The sequence below is a fragment of the Cloacibacterium caeni genome, assembly GCF_907163125.1.
GTDB lineage: Bacteria > Bacteroidota > Bacteroidia > Flavobacteriales > Weeksellaceae > Cloacibacterium > Cloacibacterium caeni_B.
This window is the reverse complement of the sequence record NZ_OU015319.1, coordinates 1,093,588-1,112,627: the sequence shown is the minus strand read 5'-3', so window position 1 is coordinate 1,112,627 and position 19,040 is coordinate 1,093,588. Positions and strand designations below refer to the sequence as shown.

The 19,040-nt window shown below is 32.8% G+C and carries 14 protein-coding genes; all 14 read left to right on the top strand.

Annotated elements, in window-relative coordinates; translation table 11 throughout:
- The first annotated feature begins 68 nt into the window (after positions 1-68).
- The 14 genes from KKQ79_RS05120 (at position 69) to KKQ79_RS05055 (ending at position 19,036) form a co-directional block, all read left to right on the top strand.
- The gene (locus tag KKQ79_RS05120) at positions 69-971 is read left to right on the top strand and encodes a viperin family antiviral radical SAM protein (RefSeq protein ID WP_213189211.1); all 903 of its coding nucleotides are present in this window, start codon (positions 69-71) and stop codon (positions 969-971) included.
- Positions 968-1,099: a cytidylate kinase family protein gene (locus tag KKQ79_RS05115; protein WP_213189210.1), complete on the top strand. Its 132-nt coding sequence runs from the start codon at positions 968-970 to the stop codon at positions 1,097-1,099. Before KKQ79_RS05120 ends, KKQ79_RS05115 begins: the two co-directional genes overlap by 4 nt.
- A gap of 452 nt (positions 1,100-1,551) precedes the next feature.
- Positions 1,552-2,906 (top strand): IS3 family transposase gene (locus KKQ79_RS05110; protein ID WP_213190656.1). Its coding sequence is split into 2 segments (ribosomal slippage): positions 1,552-2,026 and positions 2,026-2,906, totalling 1,356 coding nucleotides; the frame shifts between segments, so codons are not numbered across the junction.
- 151 nt (positions 2,907-3,057) lie between these two features.
- Entirely contained in the window at positions 3,058-3,966 is a 909-nt protein-coding gene (locus tag KKQ79_RS05105) for a L,D-transpeptidase (protein WP_213189209.1), read from the top strand.
- Positions 3,967-4,119: 153 nt separating this feature from the next.
- Positions 4,120-6,306, top strand: coding sequence for an alpha-N-acetylglucosaminidase (locus tag KKQ79_RS05100; protein ID WP_213189208.1), 2,187 nt, complete (start codon positions 4,120-4,122; stop codon positions 6,304-6,306).
- A 211-nt stretch (positions 6,307-6,517) separates the two neighbouring features.
- Complete coding sequence (locus tag KKQ79_RS05095) at positions 6,518-7,717, top strand: acyltransferase family protein (protein ID WP_250131193.1); 1,200 nt, start codon at positions 6,518-6,520, stop codon at positions 7,715-7,717.
- Between the two features lie 76 nt (positions 7,718-7,793).
- Positions 7,794-9,179 carry a tRNA uridine-5-carboxymethylaminomethyl(34) synthesis GTPase MnmE gene (mnmE, locus tag KKQ79_RS05090; RefSeq protein ID WP_213189207.1) on the top strand — a complete coding sequence of 462 codons (1,386 nt, stop codon included), beginning with the start codon at positions 7,794-7,796 and terminating at the stop codon, positions 9,177-9,179.
- A gap of 148 nt (positions 9,180-9,327) precedes the next feature.
- Positions 9,328-10,467, top strand: a complete 1,140-nt coding sequence (locus KKQ79_RS05085) for a site-specific integrase (RefSeq protein ID WP_213189206.1) — start codon at positions 9,328-9,330, stop codon at positions 10,465-10,467.
- Between the two features lie 259 nt (positions 10,468-10,726).
- On the top strand, positions 10,727-11,011 hold the full coding sequence (locus tag KKQ79_RS05080) for a helix-turn-helix transcriptional regulator (RefSeq protein WP_213189205.1): 285 nt from the start codon (positions 10,727-10,729) through the stop codon (positions 11,009-11,011).
- Positions 11,012-11,112: 101 nt separating this feature from the next.
- Positions 11,113-12,270, top strand: coding sequence for a VapE domain-containing protein (locus KKQ79_RS05075; RefSeq protein ID WP_213189204.1), 1,158 nt, complete (start codon positions 11,113-11,115; stop codon positions 12,268-12,270).
- Between the two features lie 234 nt (positions 12,271-12,504).
- Positions 12,505-13,308 carry a toprim domain-containing protein gene (locus tag KKQ79_RS05070; RefSeq protein WP_213189203.1) on the top strand — a complete coding sequence of 268 codons (804 nt, stop codon included), beginning with the start codon at positions 12,505-12,507 and terminating at the stop codon, positions 13,306-13,308.
- A gap of 22 nt (positions 13,309-13,330) precedes the next feature.
- Positions 13,331-14,685 (top strand): IS3 family transposase gene (locus tag KKQ79_RS05065; RefSeq protein WP_213190683.1). Its coding sequence is split into 2 segments (ribosomal slippage): positions 13,331-13,805 and positions 13,805-14,685, totalling 1,356 coding nucleotides; the frame shifts between segments, so codons are not numbered across the junction.
- Positions 14,686-14,812: 127 nt separating this feature from the next.
- The gene (locus KKQ79_RS05060) at positions 14,813-15,454 is read left to right on the top strand and encodes a cyclic nucleotide-binding domain-containing protein (protein WP_213189202.1); all 642 of its coding nucleotides are present in this window, start codon (positions 14,813-14,815) and stop codon (positions 15,452-15,454) included.
- 522 nt (positions 15,455-15,976) lie between these two features.
- Positions 15,977-19,036, top strand: a complete 3,060-nt coding sequence (locus KKQ79_RS05055) for a type I restriction endonuclease (RefSeq protein WP_250131192.1) — start codon at positions 15,977-15,979, stop codon at positions 19,034-19,036.
- Positions 19,037-19,040 lie beyond the last annotated feature (4 nt).

Here is a 19,040-nt window from a genome sequence, read left to right as displayed (position 1 = left end):
TGTTTTCTGGACTTTTATTTGATGTTAATAAAATCATAACAAAAAGTTAAAAAACGTTAAAACAAATTATGAAAATAAAAAAATTAGAAGGCATTATTCCTTCCGTAAATTATCACTTATGGGAACCTTGCAATATGAGATGTAAGTTTTGCTTTGCTACTTTTCAAGATGCCAAGATAATATTGCCCAAAGGTCACCTACCGAAAGAAGAATCATTAGAATTGGTCAGGGAAATTGCAGCAATTGGATTTAAAAAAATCACTTTTGCAGGTGGAGAACCTACACTATGTCCATGGATTTCTGAATTGATAAAAGAAGCTAAAAAAAATGGTTTAACTACTATGTTGGTAACGAATGGCACAAAAATAAATGAAGATTTTTTTACTGCAAATCATGATTATTTAGATTGGATAATTTTAAGTATTGATAGTCTAGATGATGAAACTAATTTTAAATCAGGCAGAGCTATTACAGGTAAAAAAACTTTATCTGTAGAAAACTATAAAAAAATCATTGATGACATCAAAAACTTCAATTACAAACTAAAGATTAATACTGTAATCCATCACTTTAATTATAAAGAATCTATGTTAGATTTCATAAAATATGCAAAACCAGAACGTTGGAAAGTGTTTCAAGTATTACCTATGAAAGGCGAGAATGATGATTTTATCGATGATTTTAAAATATCAAAAGAGCAATTTGAAGAATTTCTTATTCGGCATCAATCACTAAAGGAAGAGGGAATAATGGTTTCTGAAAATAATAATGAAATGATGGATAGCTATACAATGATAGACCCTTCTGGAAGGTTTTTTACCAATAAAAAAGGGTTTCAAGAGTATAGCGAACCTATTCTAAAGATTGGGATTAAAAGTGCGTATAAACAATTGAACTATAATTATGAAAAGTTTCAGAAAAGAGGAGGATTATATAATTGGGATAATAAAAAAATAAACTATAAAAAATGAACACAAAAATTACATTATCTGAAGAAGTAGCTTCAGGAAAAACAACAGTAGGAAAACTTTTGGCAGAAAGAATGGGATATGAATTTATTTCATTAGGCAATCTAGTAAGAAAAAAAGCAGAAAAATAAGGATTAAGTATTGTAGAGTTTCAAACAAAATGTTCTCAAAATCCTTCATTAGACAAAATAATAGACAATGAGTTTGCAACCTATTGTAATAATCGGGAAAATCTAGTGATAGACTATCGTCTAGGATTTAGATTCATTGAAAATGAATACCATGTATTTCTAAAGATTTCTGAAAAAGATGCTGTAGATAGATTGAAAAAAACAAAAAAGAGAAAATGAAACCTATGAAACGGTAAGACAAAGAAACAATTGTTTTAAAGAACAGTTTGAAAATACCTATCAGATAGACTACACTTTAGATTCTAACTATGATTTAGTTATAGAAATAGAGAATACTATGCAAACAAAAGAAATAGTAAATAAAATAATATTAACTTTTAAATACAAATCAAAGTGAAAAAAAATAATTGGACTGCCCCCAAAAAGTTAGACACTTTTTAGGGGCATTTTTTATGGGGAAAAGTAAATATTCATTAGACTTTAAATTAAAAGCTATAAAGAGATATCACAAAGGGGATATTGGAACAGACGATTTAGGAAAACGCATTGGAGTTTGTGGTTCCTTGGTTCGTAAATGGATAAAATTTTATGAACTTTATGGAGTTTCAGGACTTGTTCGGCTTTCCAATACGCATTACACAAAAGATTTTAAATTAAAGATTTTATCAGTAATTGAGAAAGAGAATTTAAGTTTAAAAGAAGCGTCGAGAAGGTTTAATATTCCTGCGGAGTCCAGTATTCTTAGTTGGCAGCGTAATTACAAAAAAAATGGTATTTTAGGTTTAGAAAACATACCCAGAGGAAGACCTAAAACCATGAGTAATTACACGCGAAAAAAAAAGAAAACAGGCAAACCCTTAACAAGGGAGGAAGAACTGTTGGAGAGGATTTATTATTTAGAAGCCGAGAACGCCATTTTAAAAAAGTTAGACGCCTTAATTCAGGAAAGGAAAAATCCAAAGCCATCGAAGAGTTAAGGCAGGACTTTGATTTAGCAGTACTACTGCATTGTACATCGATGGCAAGAAGCAGTTTTTATTACTATCAAAAACGCTTTCAAATGAAAGATAAATATGCGGAAATAAAAGAAATGATTAAGCAGATTTATCATCGTCACAAAGGAAGGTTGGGCTATAGAAGAATTACTTTGCTTTTGAAAGAAAAAGGAATTTTGATTAATCACAAAACTGTTTTACGACTTATGAAAATATTAGGTTTAAAGAGTATTATCCGAGTGAAGAAATATAAATCTTACAAGGGAGAGCAAGGGAAAATTGCGCCCAATGTTCTACAGAGGAATTTCAAATCGGACACTCCTAATCAGAAATGGGCAACCGATGTTACAGAGTTTAATGTATCGGGTAATAAACTTTATCTATCTCCAATCATCGATTTATTTAATGGTGAAATTGTCAGTTTTGACTTATCTGAAAGACCTGTGTTTAGCCAAATCATCAGAATGCTAAAGAAATCATTCAGAAAAGTAAAATCTACACAAAACATCATTCTACATTCTGATCAAGGTTGGCAATATCAAATGAAACATTACCAAAACTTGTTAAAAGAAAAAGGTATTATTCAAAGTATGTCCCGAAAAGGAAACTGTTTGGACAATGCGGTGATAGAAAACTTTTTTGGAACGATAAAATCAGAAATGTTTTATGCCAGAAAGTTTGGTTCCATTCAGGAACTTAAGATGGAAATAGTGAAGTACATTCACTATTACAACAATGATAGAATAAGACTCAATCTCAAAGGAAAGAGTCCGGTACAGTACCGAACTCTTTCCTTTGAAAATATTGTTTAATTTTGTCTAAACTTTTGGGTGCAGTCTATACACTCCGTGCTTTTTCATTTGTAATAAATCTTTCCTACAAATACTTGATAATCTGCTATTTCTTTCGTAAATTTAGGGTATCAATAAAATAAAAATTATATTGGTCTTTAATCTTAATAGCATGAACTGTTTTAGAAACTTTATCTATCTTATCGGTGTGTTCTTGTTGGTTCAGTGCAATAAAAGTGCTGGAGCAGAGGAAGTGCATTATGATACGATTCAGCACCAACAGAAAGCAGATACCGTCCAAAAAGATACGGTGGTGAAAAAAGAAATAAAGTATCATGCTTTTGTGGTTAAAAATAAAAATAAAGATTTTATAACTTTAGAGAAAAAGTATTCTCAAGAAGAACTGCATGCTATTTTAGCCATCAATCGTTTGGATTATAAAAACAAATGGAGAGCTGATACCTTAGTGGTTCCAGATGTGATGGAAAAAGATTTTACAGTTTACAGTCCGTTTCCTAAAAACGTTTCTGCGGCTAGAAACATTCAGAAATTGGCAATGTTCAGTTATGCCATTCATGCCTATGCCTTGTATGAAAACGGGAATCTCATCAAGTGGGGACCTACCAGTATGGGCAAAAAAGAAACGCCTACCAAAATGGGACTTACCTTTACCAATTGGAAGAAGGAAGTCGCCATCAGTACCGTGAATTCTGATTGGAAACTGAGATGGAACTTTAATTTGTATAATTATTTGGGCATCGGTTGGCATCAGTATGATTTGCCGGGGCATCATGCTTCACATTCTTGTGTTCGTTTATTAGAAGAAGATGCCTACTTTATGTACACTTGGGCAGATGAATGGATTCTGAACAAAAAAGGGACTGTAGCCTTGGCTAAAGGTACACCCGTGATTATTTTTGGAACCCCTGAATTTGAGAAAAAACCTTGGTTACAGCTCATCAAATCTCCTCATGCCAATGATTATACCGAGGATCAAATCAACTATGAAATACAACCGTTTATCTCTGAAATATTGAAGCAACAAAACATTAAAAGGCAATATCTAGAACACGTTCCATAGTCATTTGCTTTTTCAATGTTAAGCATTAAAAGCATTTCATGCAGCATCAGAAAAGTGTAGTAAGTGGTTGAAATCGGGATGATAAAAATCTTCTTTTATAAATTATCTTTTTGAGACAATAATTTTTTATCTTTATCCTCCTAATTGTAGACTATGGCAAAACTGAACGCACTATTCTTTACGTTTTTTTCTCTGTTTTTACTGGCTCAATCTTCTGATGTTGATGCGGCTAAAGGTTTGGTGCAGAGAATTGCTCCTGCTTATGCCGAAAAAATAGTCTTTCATCAAGTAAAAAGTAAGACTTCCCCAGATTATTACGAGCTGGAATTCAAGAAAGGGAAACTGCATATTTCTGCCAATAATGCCAATGCAATGGCTGTAGGTTTTAATGAATACCTCAAAACGTATGGTCATGTTTCAGTGTCTTGGTATGCAGATAATGTGGTGAAAGTTCCAGCAAAAATGCCTGTTTTTAAAGGACAAATACGAAACGAGGCAAGAGTTCCGCATCGTTTTTTCTTGAATTATTGTACTTTCGGGTATACCATGCCTTGGTGGAAATGGCACGACTGGGAGCGTTTTATCGATTGGATGGCGCTGAATGGCGTGAATCTACCTTTGGCGATTACGGGGCAAGAAAAAATTTGGCTCAACGTGTGGAAACAATTTGGTTTAAGCGATGAAGAAATTAAAAGTTTCTTTACTGGACCTGCTTATTTGCCTTGGCACAGAATGGCGAATATCGATCATTGGGAAGGTCCTCTTCCGATGTCTTGGATTGATGGTCAAGCCGAATTACAAAAGAAAATTTTAGCAAGAGCGAGAGCTTTTAACATGAAACCTGTATTGCCTGCTTTTGCGGGACATGTTCCTAAAGCATTGTTAAAAAAATATCCTCATGCTAAAATCACTTCCCTTGGAGAATGGGGTAATTTCAGCGAAACATACCAGAGTTACTTTTTAGATTCTTTTGACCCTTTATTTTTACAAATTCAAGAAGCCTTTTTGAAAGAACAAACCAAGGAATTTGGTACCGACCACATTTACGGCATAGACCCTTTTAATGAAGTTACCCCTCCAAGTTGGGAACCTGAATATTTGGCGAAAGTTTCTCAACATATTTATGAATCTCTCACGCATGTAGACCCGAAAGCGAAATGGTTGCAGATGGGTTGGATTTTCTATTATATACAAAATAAATGGACGAATGAGCGCATTAAAGCTTATTTGCAAGCTGTTCCGCAAGATCAGTTGATGATGCTGGATTATTTCTGTGACCATACCGAAGTTTGGAAACGCACCGATTCTTTTTTCGGTCAGCCTTACATTTGGTCTTACTTAGGGAATTTCGGAGGAAATACCACCCTGCATGGAAATCTGAAAGATGCAGATGAAAAAATAGAACATGTATTGCAGAATGGAGGCAAAAATCTATGGGGAATTGGCGCAACATTGGAAGGTTTCGGAGATAATCCCGTGATGTATGAATTTATCTTGGATAAAGTTTGGAAAAAAGGTCATCGCATGAAAGATTTTGTAAAAACCTATGCCAAAAGCAGAGCAGGAAAAGAAAATGCAGATGCTGAAAAAGCTTGGGAAATCCTTTCAGAAAAAGTATATGTCCAAAACTCTGATGTGGGAAAAGGCGATTTAACGCATTCAAAACCTGTCTTTGAAAAAGCTTATAATTGGACGGTAAATCCAGAGATTGCCTACGATAATCATGACCTTGCTTCCGCATGGAAGCATTTGATTGCCGTAGAAGCCAATACTGATGAATACAGAGATGATTTGACTGCAATTGGCAAACAAGTTTTGGGCAATTACTTTTATCAAGTCAGAGACCAATTTACGCAAGCATATCGTCAACAAGACGTCGCTAAAATGAAAAAAACAGGAGCCGAAATGCTTCAAATTATTGATGACATTGATGAACTACTCGCTTCTAATCCGAATTATTTGGTTGGAAAATGGATTGCCGATGCTAGAGCAATGACCGATATGGAACAAGAAAAAGCCTACTATGAAAGAGATGCCCGAAAAATCATCAGCGTCTGGGGAGAAAAAGGCAGAGATCTTAATGATTATGCCAATCGTTCTGTTGCTGGACTCATGAAAGATTATTATGGCGGTCGATGGAAAATCTTTATAGACGAGGCAATTCTTGCTGTAGAACAGGGCAGAAATGCAGATGAGCAATTGATTTTAGAAAGAGTGAATCAATTTTCATGGGATTGGTCGGAAGCGCAGAATACTTATCCTTCCACACCAAAAGGAAATACGCTAGAGATTTCTAAGAGATTGTGGGAGAAATATGGAGAGAGCGTTTTGAAATTGTAGAGTTGCAAAGTCGTGAAGTTGTAAAAATGGAAAAAATAACACATTATTCATTTGAATATAAAATATCTAATACCAATTACCTCAAACCAAATATGAAATATGAAGTATGAAATATGAAATATGAAGTATGAGATATGAAATTCTAAATACCAAATACTAAATACCAATTACCAATTACCTCAAACCAAATATGAAGTATGAAGTATGAAGTATGAGATATGAAATTCTAAATACTAAATACCAATTACAAATTACTAATCACCAATTACCAAAAATACCTAAAACCTATATAAAAAAAATTATGAAGTTGAGTAATCGTTCTTTAGCCTTAGATGTCTTCCGTGGGATGACGGTGTGTTTTATGATTATTGTAAATACTTCAGGGAACTGGGGAACTACTTTTGCGCCATTGCTTCATGCACAGTGGAATGGTTTTACGCCTACAGATTTGGTTTTCCCTGCTTTTCTTTTTGCCGTAGGAAACTCTATGAGTTTTGTAATGGATAAGTGGAAAAAAATGTCTCAACAGCAAGTTTTGACGAAGATTTTCAAAAGAACATTCATTATCTTTTTACTGGGGTATCTCATGTATTGGTTCCCGTTTTACAATGTAGATGCAGATTTTAATCTCAAAAGTTTTCCTTTTGTAGAGACTCGATTTCTAGGGGTATTGCAGAGAATTGCGCTTTGTTATGGCCTAGCTTCTTTAATTTTATATTATTTCAAACCTAAGTTTTCTTTGTATCTCAGCGCCATTATTTTGTTGGGATATTGGCTCGTTTTTATTGGATATGGACCTTATGACATGCAGCACAATCCTGTTCTGGACTTAGATTTACAACTATTTGGCGAAAGTCATCTCTATCATGGCGAAGGTTTTGCCTTTGACCCAGAAGGATTTTTGAGCACTTTCCCAGGTTTGGTAAATGTATTTGCAGGTTATTTCGCGGGTAAATTTATTCAAGAAAAAGGCAGAAGTTATGAAGGTATTGCCCAATTGCTTTTGGTAGGATTTATCTTGATTGCAGGTGGTTTTCTTTGGAATTATGGCTTCGCTATAAACAAAAAACTATGGACGAGTTCTTACGTATTGCTCACCATCGGTTTGTCGATTTCTATTTTGGCTTTGATTTTTTATTACACTGATTTTGTTCAACAGAAAAAAGGCGTTTATTTCTTTGAAGTCTTTGGCAAAAATACCTTGGCGATTTATTTGCTTTCTGAACTCATCGTTCCGCTCATGTGGAGAGTTCCTATCGCAGGACAAGCTTCTTATACTTGGATTTATGAGAACTTATTTACCCCTTTTGGAGCTTATTTTGGGGCGTTTTTATTCTCTTTTGTGTACATGCTTTTGTGCTGGAGTGTTGGTTATCTTTTAGATAAAAAGAAAATTTATATTAAGATTTAAAATGTCTTTTTAATAGATATAAAGAAGCTTTTTAGGCTTTTTTTGAAAGCATTTTAAGTTTTACTACCTTTGTGGCATGAATCAAGACACTATTTGTGCACTCGCTACTGCCAATGGAATTGGAGCGATAGGAATTATTAGAGTTTCTGGAGAACAAGCCATAGAAATCTGTGAAAAATGCTTTGATGGAAAAGCACTTACCCAACAGAAATCTCATACCGTACATTATGGTTTCATCAAAGATGGAGATGAAGTCATCGATGAAGTAATGGTTTCTATCTTTCTGGCTCCCAAATCTTTCACTACCGAAAATTCTGTGGAAATTTCTTTCCATGGTTCTCCGCATATTGGCAAAAGAATTTTAGAAGTCTTGATTAAAAATGGTGCAAGAATGGCAAAAGCAGGGGAGTTTACCATGCGTGCTTTTATGAACGGTAGAATAGACCTGAGTCAAGCCGAATCTATTGCCGACCTTATTGCTTCGGAGAATGAAGCGTCCAGAAAAGTAGCTCTTCAACAGCTGAAAGGTGGCATTTCTCAGGAGATTTCTGTTTTGAGAAATGACTTGCTCAATTTTGTTTCTTTGATTGAATTAGAATTAGATTTTGCGGAAGAAGATGTGGAATTTGCAGATAGAACTGCATTGGTACAACTGCTTCAAAAAATAGAAAGCAAACTGAAATCTTTGATTGACAGTTTCCAATACGGAAACGCAATTAAAAGTGGAGTTGCAGTAGCCATTATCGGAAAACCAAATGCTGGAAAATCTACTTTACTGAATGCTCTTTTAAAAGAAGAAAGAGCCATTGTTTCAGATATTGCAGGTACCACTCGTGATACGATAGAAGAGGTTTTGCACATCAAAGGAAATGCTTTTCGACTTATTGATACCGCTGGTTTGCGTGAAACAGAAGATGCCATAGAAGCAATAGGCGTGGTAAAAGCCAAAGAAAAAGTGGCTCAAGCTGATGTTTTGGTGTATTTGATTGATGTTGCAACTACCGATTTAAAAGACGACCTTGCCATGCTACAGGAATTGGCAAGAGAAGATTTGAAAATCATTATTTGTCTTACTAAAATTGATGAAGTAGAACAAGCCGAAGAAAAAGCACAAAACATTGCCAAAACCCTTCAATCTGAAATTCCTGCGCATGAGTTGTTGAAAATTTCGGCTAAGGAAAATATTCATCTTCAGGATTTAAAAGATGAACTTTCTACTTATGTAGAACACCTAAAATCTGAAAGCAACGTGGTGATTACCAACCAAAGACACTACGAATCTCTTCAAAAATCTATTGACGCGGTTTATAAAGTAAAAGAAGCCATTACTCATCAAATTTCTACTGAATTATTAGCGTACGAACTTAGAAATGCTCTAGAACATCTGGGTGAAATCTCTGGGGAATTTACCAATGATGAAGTATTGGGGAATATTTTTTCTAAGTTCTGTATCGGGAAATAAATATGCTTTTCTTTAGTTTCTTTTTCTTTCTTTTAATTGATTTACAGTATTTTATGTAAATTATATTTTCTTTTATTAATCTTTTATTTATATATTTGTACTACGATTGTACTACTTGTCACCAAAAAGTAGTACAAATGTACTACTTATGAAAATATCTATATACAAAAGAAAACTTGCAGATGGAAGAGAAAGTATATTCATTGAATATTACAAAGGTTCCGTTGTTTCAAAAGATGGTAAAAGAAAGCATTTAAGAGATTATGAAAATCTTCAATTGTATTTGCATAAGAATCCAAAAACGCAAGTTGAAAAAAATGAGAACAAAGAAACTTTGAAGCTTGCGGAAAATATTCTAGCAATTAGACAAACGGAATACATTCAAGGTAAATTTGATATTAAAAATACAACAAAAGCAAAAAGAACCTTTCTGAATTTCTTTTCTGAAATGGTAGATGATAGAGAAATTAATTTTTCTCATGATAATTATGGAAACTGGAAATCTACTTATGTTCATTTAAAGAAAATAGTCCCAACAAATCTAACTTTCGATGAGATTGATGAAAATTTTGTAAAAAAAGTGAAGGATTATTTTGATAAACAAGCTATTACAAAAAGTAACTTGCCTTTATCCCAAAATTCAAAACATTCTTACTTCAACAAATTTAAAGCTTGTCTAAAAAAAGCCTTTGATGACGGCTTTCTTTCTATTAATTATTCTACTAAAGTAAAATCATTTGAACAAGCAGAAAGTCAGAGAGAATATCTCACTTTTGATGAATTACAATCTTTAGCAAAATCAGAGTGTAAATATCCAGTTTTGAAAAAAGCATTTCTTTTTTCGTGTTTATCTGGTCTTCGTTGGTCAGATATCAATACTTTAAAGTGGTGCGAAGTGAGAGATGAAGGAGACGTAAGCAAGGTAAATTTCAGACAAGAAAAAACAGATGGAGTAGAGTACTTGTATATCTCAAAACAAGCCAGAGAATTGTTAGGTGAAAAACAAGAGCAACAGGAAAGAGTTTTTAAGGGTTTGAAATATGGAATGACTTACAATACAGAAATTATAAGATGGTGCAATCGTGCAGCTGTTTCTAAGCATATTACTTTTCATTCAGCAAGACATACTAATGCAGTTTTGTTATTGGAAAATGGTGCAGATATTTACACCGTTTCAAAAAGATTAGGACATAGAGAACTGAGAACCACACAGATTTATGCAAAAATTGTAGATTCTAAAGCAAGAGAAGCAGCAGAAATAATTCCGGAATTAAAGATTGAAATGTAAGATTTATTTGTTATTATTTTAAGCAAAAACACAAAAATATATGCAATTAAATATAATTGTTCAGTATAAATAAATATTATATGCTTTTGGATATAAATATGTTTAACCTTCCAAATTAATCTAGATTATTCTTTTTTACACTTTTGGAGATTCCAAATTAATCCAGATTAGTCTTAATTAGCCCACAATCTATTGATAGTATTGTATTTGTAGTTTTTCATGCTGACTTTTGCTTCGTTAAATCGAATAAAAGAAACAGATGGAAAATAACGAAATCATTATTCATAAGCTCAACCGAATTGAAAAGCATATTTTCGGACTCAAAACAATTCTTAATGTAGAAGAGCTTTCAGATTATACAGGATTCAAGAAATCCTATATCTACAAATTGGTTCATACTAATTCAATCCCATTTTCTAAACCTTCAGGAAAAATTCTCTTTTTTGAACGAAAAAAAATTGATGAGTGGTTGTTAAAAAACAGTCATAAGTCAAATGATGAAATTCAACAAGAAGCAATCGAATTTTCTTTACGCAAAAAATGAAGCCTTACTATCGTCATAGTTAGGCTTAAGATTTTGTTTTACTTGGAAGTAAAGTACAAATATTAAAAATATTCGTGCTACTACCATAATCCAAAAAATTTATGAACGAACAAAAACTCTTGTATCAATCCGATACTCCTTCCAAAACCATTTACGATCGAGCGATGCAATATTTAGACGAAAAATACAACATTCGTTACAATACCATTGCTTTGGAATTAGAAATTCAGTTGAAGGGGAAAAATGAAACTTGGTCGGTTCTCAACATCAATTCTTTATTGATAGAATTAGCACAATCTGGCATTGAAATCAATATGAATAAGTTGGAAATTCTGGTTAGAAGCCATTTAATTCAGCAATACAACCCAATTCGTGAATATTTTGAAAATTTAGAAACCTGGGATGGAGAAAATTATATCAAAAAGTTTAGTCAATATCTCAAAACCAATGATGATGAAGCATTTCTTTATCATTTTGAAAAATGGCTAACAAGAGCGGTATTATGTTCATTAAATAGAGGCTATGTCAATAAACAGTCATTGGTTTTAGCATCGCATCAAAATTCGGGGAAATCCTCTTTTTTAAGATTTTTAATTCCTCCAAAATTAGAAAATTATTACACCGAAAATATCTCTATCGACAAAGATGGTATTATTTCCATTTGTAAAAATTTGATTTGCAACCTCGATGAATTAGCGGTTTTATCAAAATCTGATGTCAATACTTTGAAATCTTTCATCTCAAAAAGTAGTGCAAATATTAGACTTCCTTATGCCAGAAAAGCCGAGTTTTTAGAACGGATTTGCTCATTTGTAGGTTCTACCAATCGTACTGACTTTCTTACCGATGAAACAGGAAGCATTCGCTGGTTGATTTTTGAGGTATATTCATTTGATTTTGAATATTCCAAAGAAATAGATATTGATAAAATTTGGGCTCAAGCTTACTACAATGCTTTTGAAAGGAAAAATTACAATCCCGAATTGACTGCAACAGACATCACCGAAAACGAAAAGCGAAACGAAAAATATGCACAAGTTTCAATGGAACAAGAAATCCTTTCTGCACATTTTGAAAAATCGGAAAAAATGGAAGAATTTCTAACAGCAACCGATATTATGTTGGCGATGAATAATGCTTTAGGCTTGCGATTGAATAATGTTAAAATCGGAAAAGCACTCACCAGTTTAAAATATCAAAGGATAAAACATCCCAAACTTCAGGTGTACGGTTATCTCATCAAAAGAAAATCTGAATAAACAAACTTACCAAAGTTACCAAGTTACCTTAAATCTTTAAACGATTTAATAATCAATGATTTATAAAGGTAATTTAATTTGAAAAATAGTTACCTAAAGTTACCTTGATTAGAAATTTATGGTAAGAAGGTAAAAACAGGTAATTGTAAAAATTTGCCTTAAAGTATTGTTAATCCATAAAAAGGTAATTAGGTAAGAGAAATTAAAAAAAACAAAGAAAACAAAAACATTAAAATGAACTGCAACCAATTCAACTCTATAAAGTTGGAAGAAGTCCTTGCTTCTCTCGGACACCATCCAACAAAACAAAATGAAAAAGAAGCTTGGTATCTCAATCCTTTTGCCAAAGAAAATCACGCCTCTTTTAAAATCAATAAAACTCTAAACTATTGGTATTTGCATTCCGAAGGAATCGGCGGAAACAATACCGATTTTATGAAAAAATATCTGAATACTTCCGTAAAAAATGTTTTGGAATGGGCAGAAAAGCAAACTTTTTCTTCTTTTCAACAGCAGATAATTTCAAATAAAAACTTAGAAAAATTACCTAAGAATTATGAAATTCTTGAAATTAAAAATATTGAACATTCTGCACTTTTGGAATATCTAAACGATAGAAAAGTCGTAAACCAAGCCAAATTTACACAAGAAATTCACTATCGAATGAATGGTAAAAATTACTTCGGAATTGGATTTAAGAATGATTCTGGAGGTTATGAAATTCGCAATAAATTCGCCAAAATTTGTTTAGGAAAAAAAGATATTTCTACAATAAAAAACGGTTCAAAAAGTGTAAAAATATTTGAAGGATTTTTTGATTTTCTTTCTTTCAAAAACATTGAAAAATATTTGGAAAAAGAACCTTCTGATTATATCATTTTGAATTCGGTTTCGATGATTTACAAGGCACAAAAATCCCTTGAAGATTATAAAAACATCGAGTTGTATTTTGACAATGACGAAGCTGGAAACAGAGCAGTAGAAATATTGAAAAATGAATTAAATAATGCTGAAGATGGACTGCCCCCAAAAAGTTAGACACTTTTTAGGGGCATTTTTTATGGGGAAAAGTAAATATTCAGTAGACTTTAAATTAAAAGCTATAAAGAGATATCACAAAGGGGATATTGGAACAGACGATTTAGGAAAACGCATTGGAGTTTGTGGTTCCTTGGTTCGTAAATGGATAAAATTTTATGAACTTTATGGAGTTTCAGGACTTGTTCGGCTTTCCAATACGCATTACACAAAAGATTTTAAATTAAAGATTTTATCAGTAATTGAGAAAGAGAATTTAAGTTTAAAAGAAGCGTCGAGAAGGTTTAATATTCCTGCGGAGTCCAGTATTCTTAGTTGGCAGCGTAATTACAAAAAAAATGGTATTTTAGGTTTAGAAAACAGACCCAGAGGAAGACCTAAAACCATGAGTAATTACAAGCGAAAAAAAAAGAAAACAGGCAAACCCTTAACAAGGGAGGAAGAACTGTTGGAGAGGATTTATTATTTAGAAGCCGAGAACGCCATTTTAAAAAAGTTAGACGCCTTAATTCAGGAAAGGAAAAATCCAAAGCCATCGAAGAGTTAAGGCAGGACTTTGATTTAGCAGTACTGCTGCATTGTACATCGATGGCAAGAAGCAGTTTTTATTACTATCAAAAACGCTTTCAAATGAAAGATAAATATGCGGAAATAAAAGAAATGATTAAGCAGATTTATCATCGTCATAAAGGAAGGTTGGGCTATAGAAGAATTACTTTGCTTTTGAAAGAAAAAGGAATTTTGATTAATCACAAAACTGTTTTACGACTTATGAAAATATTAGGTTTAAAGAGTATTATCCGAGTGAAGAAATATAAATCTTACAAGGGAGAGCAAGGGAAAATTGCGCCCAATGTTCTACAGAGGAATTTCAAATCGGACACTCCTAATCAGAAATGGGCAACCGATGTTACAGAGTTTAATGTATCGGGTAATAAACTTTACCTATCTCCAATCATCGATTTATTTAATGGTGAAATTGTCAGTTTTGACTTATCTGAAAGACCTGTGTTTAGCCAAATCATCAGAATGCTAAAGAAATCATTCAGAAAAGTAAAATCTACACAAAACATCATTCTACATTCTGATCAAGGTTGGCAATATCAAATGAAACATTACCAAAACTTGTTAAAAGAAAAAGGTATTATTCAAAGTATGTCCCGAAAAGGAAACTGTTTGGACAATGCGGTGATAGAAAACTTTTTTGGAACGATAAAATCAGAAATGTTTTATACCAGAAAGTTTGGTTCCATTCAGGAACTTAAGAAGGAAATAGTGAAGTACATTCACTATTACAACAATGATAGAATAAGACTCAATCTCAAAGGAAAGAGTCCGGTACAGTACCGAACTCTTTCCTTTGAAAATATTGTTTAATTTTGTCTAAACTTTTGGGTGCAGTCTAAGATGGTAGGGTTTTTTATCAAAATTTCAAGGATTTGAATGAATATCTGATTCAGCAAACCAATGAAGTTCAAAAACAATATAAACCGAGATTTAAAAGATGAAAAATTCTAAAAATTTTGATGGAGATTTATTTGAAAAGATTTTCGATTTGAATTCCAAAAATAAAATTGGTGCTAATACGATAGCGGTTTTCACATTTATCCTTTACAAATGCGAAGATTTGCAAAAAGAAATTGTATTGTCGGATTATCAAATGGCAAGTGAACTTGGGCTTTCCAGGCAAACGATTATTACGTCAAAAAATAAGCTCAAACTTTTAGGTATTTTAGATTACAGTAGAAATAGAGGTTTTCCGAACCGTTTCATTTTGAAAGGAAATGAATTACAGAAAACAGCATCAAAAAATGCAGAAATAAAAGAAATTTCGATTGAAGAACCTGTGCAAAATTCAGAACCAAATATTGATGAAAATCATTCATTTTCTAAATACCCAAATCTAAAACAGTTTATGGATTTCGCCAAAACATTAGAAAATTATTCTGAAAAATTAGACGATGCATTGATTGAAAAATTTCATCAATGGGAAGAAGCAGATTGGAAAAATGGAATAGGAAGACCTATTTTGGATTGGCAAATTGTTCTCAAGAATAATTTAAAAATGCTAGAGCAATCCTCATTATCTAAAAAGCAAATTTCTCTTCATAAAATTCCAAATATCAAAAGACCGAAACTAGACTAAAATAATTAATTCTAACAAGTCTAAAATAAAGTAGTCTAAATAAAATTTCTTTATTTTGTAACGTGTATTGCAAGATGTGTCTTTGTACATACAAAATTTACATTTTGTACTACCAAAGACTTTCTTGCCTTTTCTGAGAAAAGGGTAAAAAAATTTCGGAACTCGTTTTTTTTGTTTTGGAAATTCAATCTTTTTTAGAGTTAAGCAATCTGAATTTGTGTAAGAATTTTTGATAAAATTGCGGGTGAAAAGAAAAAAAATCTACAGCGAAAATGACATGAAAACCCAAAAATAATGTGAAAATAATTTCAAAAAAAGCGAATTTTTTTGAGAGGTAAGGAGGAATTTGATGCGAGGAAGAAATTTAAATAATTATTTTTTTCTTTTTAAAAATGTTCAACGCTACAAGGTTTCAATAGAAAAGATGTAGAAAGTTAATTTTCAGTTATGTTTTTGAGGATTTCCGTATTGCTGTTGAATGAGGTTTTTATTATATTTGGGGTGTAAAAGTAAAAACTAATAATGTTCAACGAAGATTCTAGAGTAAAAATTCCAGCCATCCTGCATTTATGCAGATTAGGATATACTTATATTCCTAAAAGCAAACAAGACAGACTGGAAGAAAACAATATATTTCCTGATATTTTTAAACGTTCTATTTCTAAAATAAATCCACAAATCTCTGAAGAAGAAATTCAGCGTTTATTAACAGATGTTTCCTTAAAACTCAACTATGATGATTTAGGCAGAGAGTTTTTCAGAAGTTTAGTCAATTCCTCTGGTACAAAGCTTATTGATTTTGAGAATTTCAATAATAATGAATTTCATGTTACTACAGAGCTTACCTGCAAGAAAGGTGATGAAGAATTTCGCCCAGACATCACGGTTTTAATCAATGGGATGCCTTTGGTTTTCATTGAGGTGAAAAAGCCAAACAACAGAGAAGGCGTAATTGCAGAAAGAAATAGAATCAATAAGAGATTTGCTTTAAAAGATTTCAGAGCATTTACCAATGTTACGCAGTTGATGCTTTTCTCCAACAATATGGAGTATGAAGATGGAGTAATAGAACCCATAATGGGAGCTTATTACGCCACACCGTCTAAAGATGGCGTAATGTTTAATTATTTCCGTGAAGAAGAATTATTAAACTATACAAATCTTTTAAAGCCTGAAAATGAAGAGCTCGAAAACTTGGTGTTAAAAGACAACAATATTGTTGCCATTAAATACACCGATGAATTTAAACTGAATAAAAATTACGAAACGCCTACCAATAGAATTATTACTTCTTTGCTTTCCAAAGAGCGATTGGCTTTCTTTTTACAGTTCGGGATTACCTATGTAGAAAGAACCAATAGAGAAGGAAAAATTGTGATTGAAAAACACATTATGCGTTATCCGCAGTTTTTTGCTTCTAAAGCCATTACTCATAAACTGGATGAAGGCATTAAAAAAGGCATCATCTGGCATACACAGGGAAGTGGTAAAACTGCTTTGGCGTATTACAATGTAAAATACCTCTCTCATTATTACCAAAAGAAAAATACCATTGCTAAGTTTTATTTTATTGTAGATAGAATAGATTTGGCGATACAGGCACAGACTGAATTCCGTTCCAGAGGCTTGTCAGTAAAAATGGTAAATTCCAGAACCGAATTTATACAGGACATTAAAAAAGCAAGTGCCTTATTAAACAGTTCGGGGGAACAGGAAATAACTGTGGTAAACATTCAGAAATTCTCGGATGACAGCACTGTTTTAGAATCTTTTGATTACGACTTGAACATCCAAAGGGTTTATTTTATAGACGAAGCACACCGAAGCTATAATCCTAAAGGGAATTATTTGGTGAATCTTTTGCGTTCAGATAAAGAAGCTGTAAAAATTGCTTTAACAGGTACCCCTTTGCTGAAAGAAGTCGCTAAAGATTATGATTCTAAAGCCCTTTTTGGTGAATACATCCACAAATATTACTATAACCGTTCTATTGCAGATGGTTATACCTTAAGGCTTATTAGAGAAGGCATTGCCACCACCTACAAAATGCAGATGCAGGATGTAATGGAACAAATAAAAATTCTGAAAGGCGAAATTTCTAAAAGTGAAATCTTTGCCCATCCTAAGTTTGCAGAACCGATGCTGGGATATATTCTGAATGATTTAAAAGATTTCAGAAAAAAAGATGAAACCGTAGGAGGAATGGTGGTTTGTGATACTTCTGAACAAGCAAAAGAACTCTTTGCCCAATTTGAAAAAATCTACGGAAGGCAAGAGTTTGATTATGCCGTAGTGCGTGAAGAAAGAGAAAAATTTGGCAACAATACTCCTTTGAAAGCCAGTCTTATTTTACACGATGTTAATTCTAAAGATATTAGAAAACAGGAGATTGAAGCCTTTAAAAACGGAGATATAGACCTCTTATTTGTGTATAATATGCTTTTGACGGGTTTTGATGCGCCACGCCTTAAAAAACTGTATTTAGCAAGAGTAGTAAAAAATCATAACTTATTGCAGACTTTAACCCGAGTAAACCGACCATACAAGAAACACCGTTTCGGGTATGTGGTAGATTTTGCAGACATTACCAAAGAATTTAAAGAGACCAACGAAAACTATTTCCAAGAGTTGCAGCAGGAATTAGGAGATGAAATGCAGAACTACAGCAACCTCTTCAAGTCTAAAGAAGAAATAGAGCACGATGTTTTAGAAATCAAGGAAAAGCTCTTTCAGTATGATGTGAAAAATGCTGAAAATTTCCGTTTGCAGATGGATGATATTAAAGACAAAAAGCAATTGGCAGAACTCATCAAAGTTTTGCAAAATGCCAGAGAACTTAAAAATATCATCCGATTACAAGGCGAAGATGAATTGTTAGATTTATTAGATTTCTACAAACTCAATCAGTTGCTGAAAGAAGTTCAGAGAAGATTAGACACGCTGAATTTGGTGGACAGCATCAACAATGAAAACGATAACACCAACCTTATCAACACCGCTTTAGAAGATATTTTCTTCCAGTTTACCAAAATTTCGGAAGAAGAAATGATTTTGGCAGACCAGCTCAGAAATCAGCTCAGACAAACCCGAGAAGAATTGCAACGCAATATAGACCCTGCCGATCCTGAATTCGTTACCCTAAAAGAAGAGCTAGAACGTATTTTCAAAAATAAAAATCTAGATGAGGTAAACCAAGAAGATATGCGAGACAACATCCATATTCTCAGCAGAATTTATGACGAAGTAAGAGAACTCAATCGTAAAAATGCACTGCTAAGAGCCAAATATGAAAACGACGAGAAATACACCAGAATTCACAAAAGATTGGTAGATAACCCAACCATTAATGCTAAAGAAATACAGATTTACGAGGCACTTTTGGGAACGAAAACCATCATAGACGATATTTGTCTGCACAATGTAGAATTGGTGAAGAATGAAACCTATTTTAATCAGGAAGTGATGAGCATTGTGATACAAAATTTTATAGACCAACAGAAAATAAAATTAGACGCTCAAACTACAGAAAACATCAATAATCTTATTGTAAAAGAATACAAACAACAATATACTTACAACTAATATA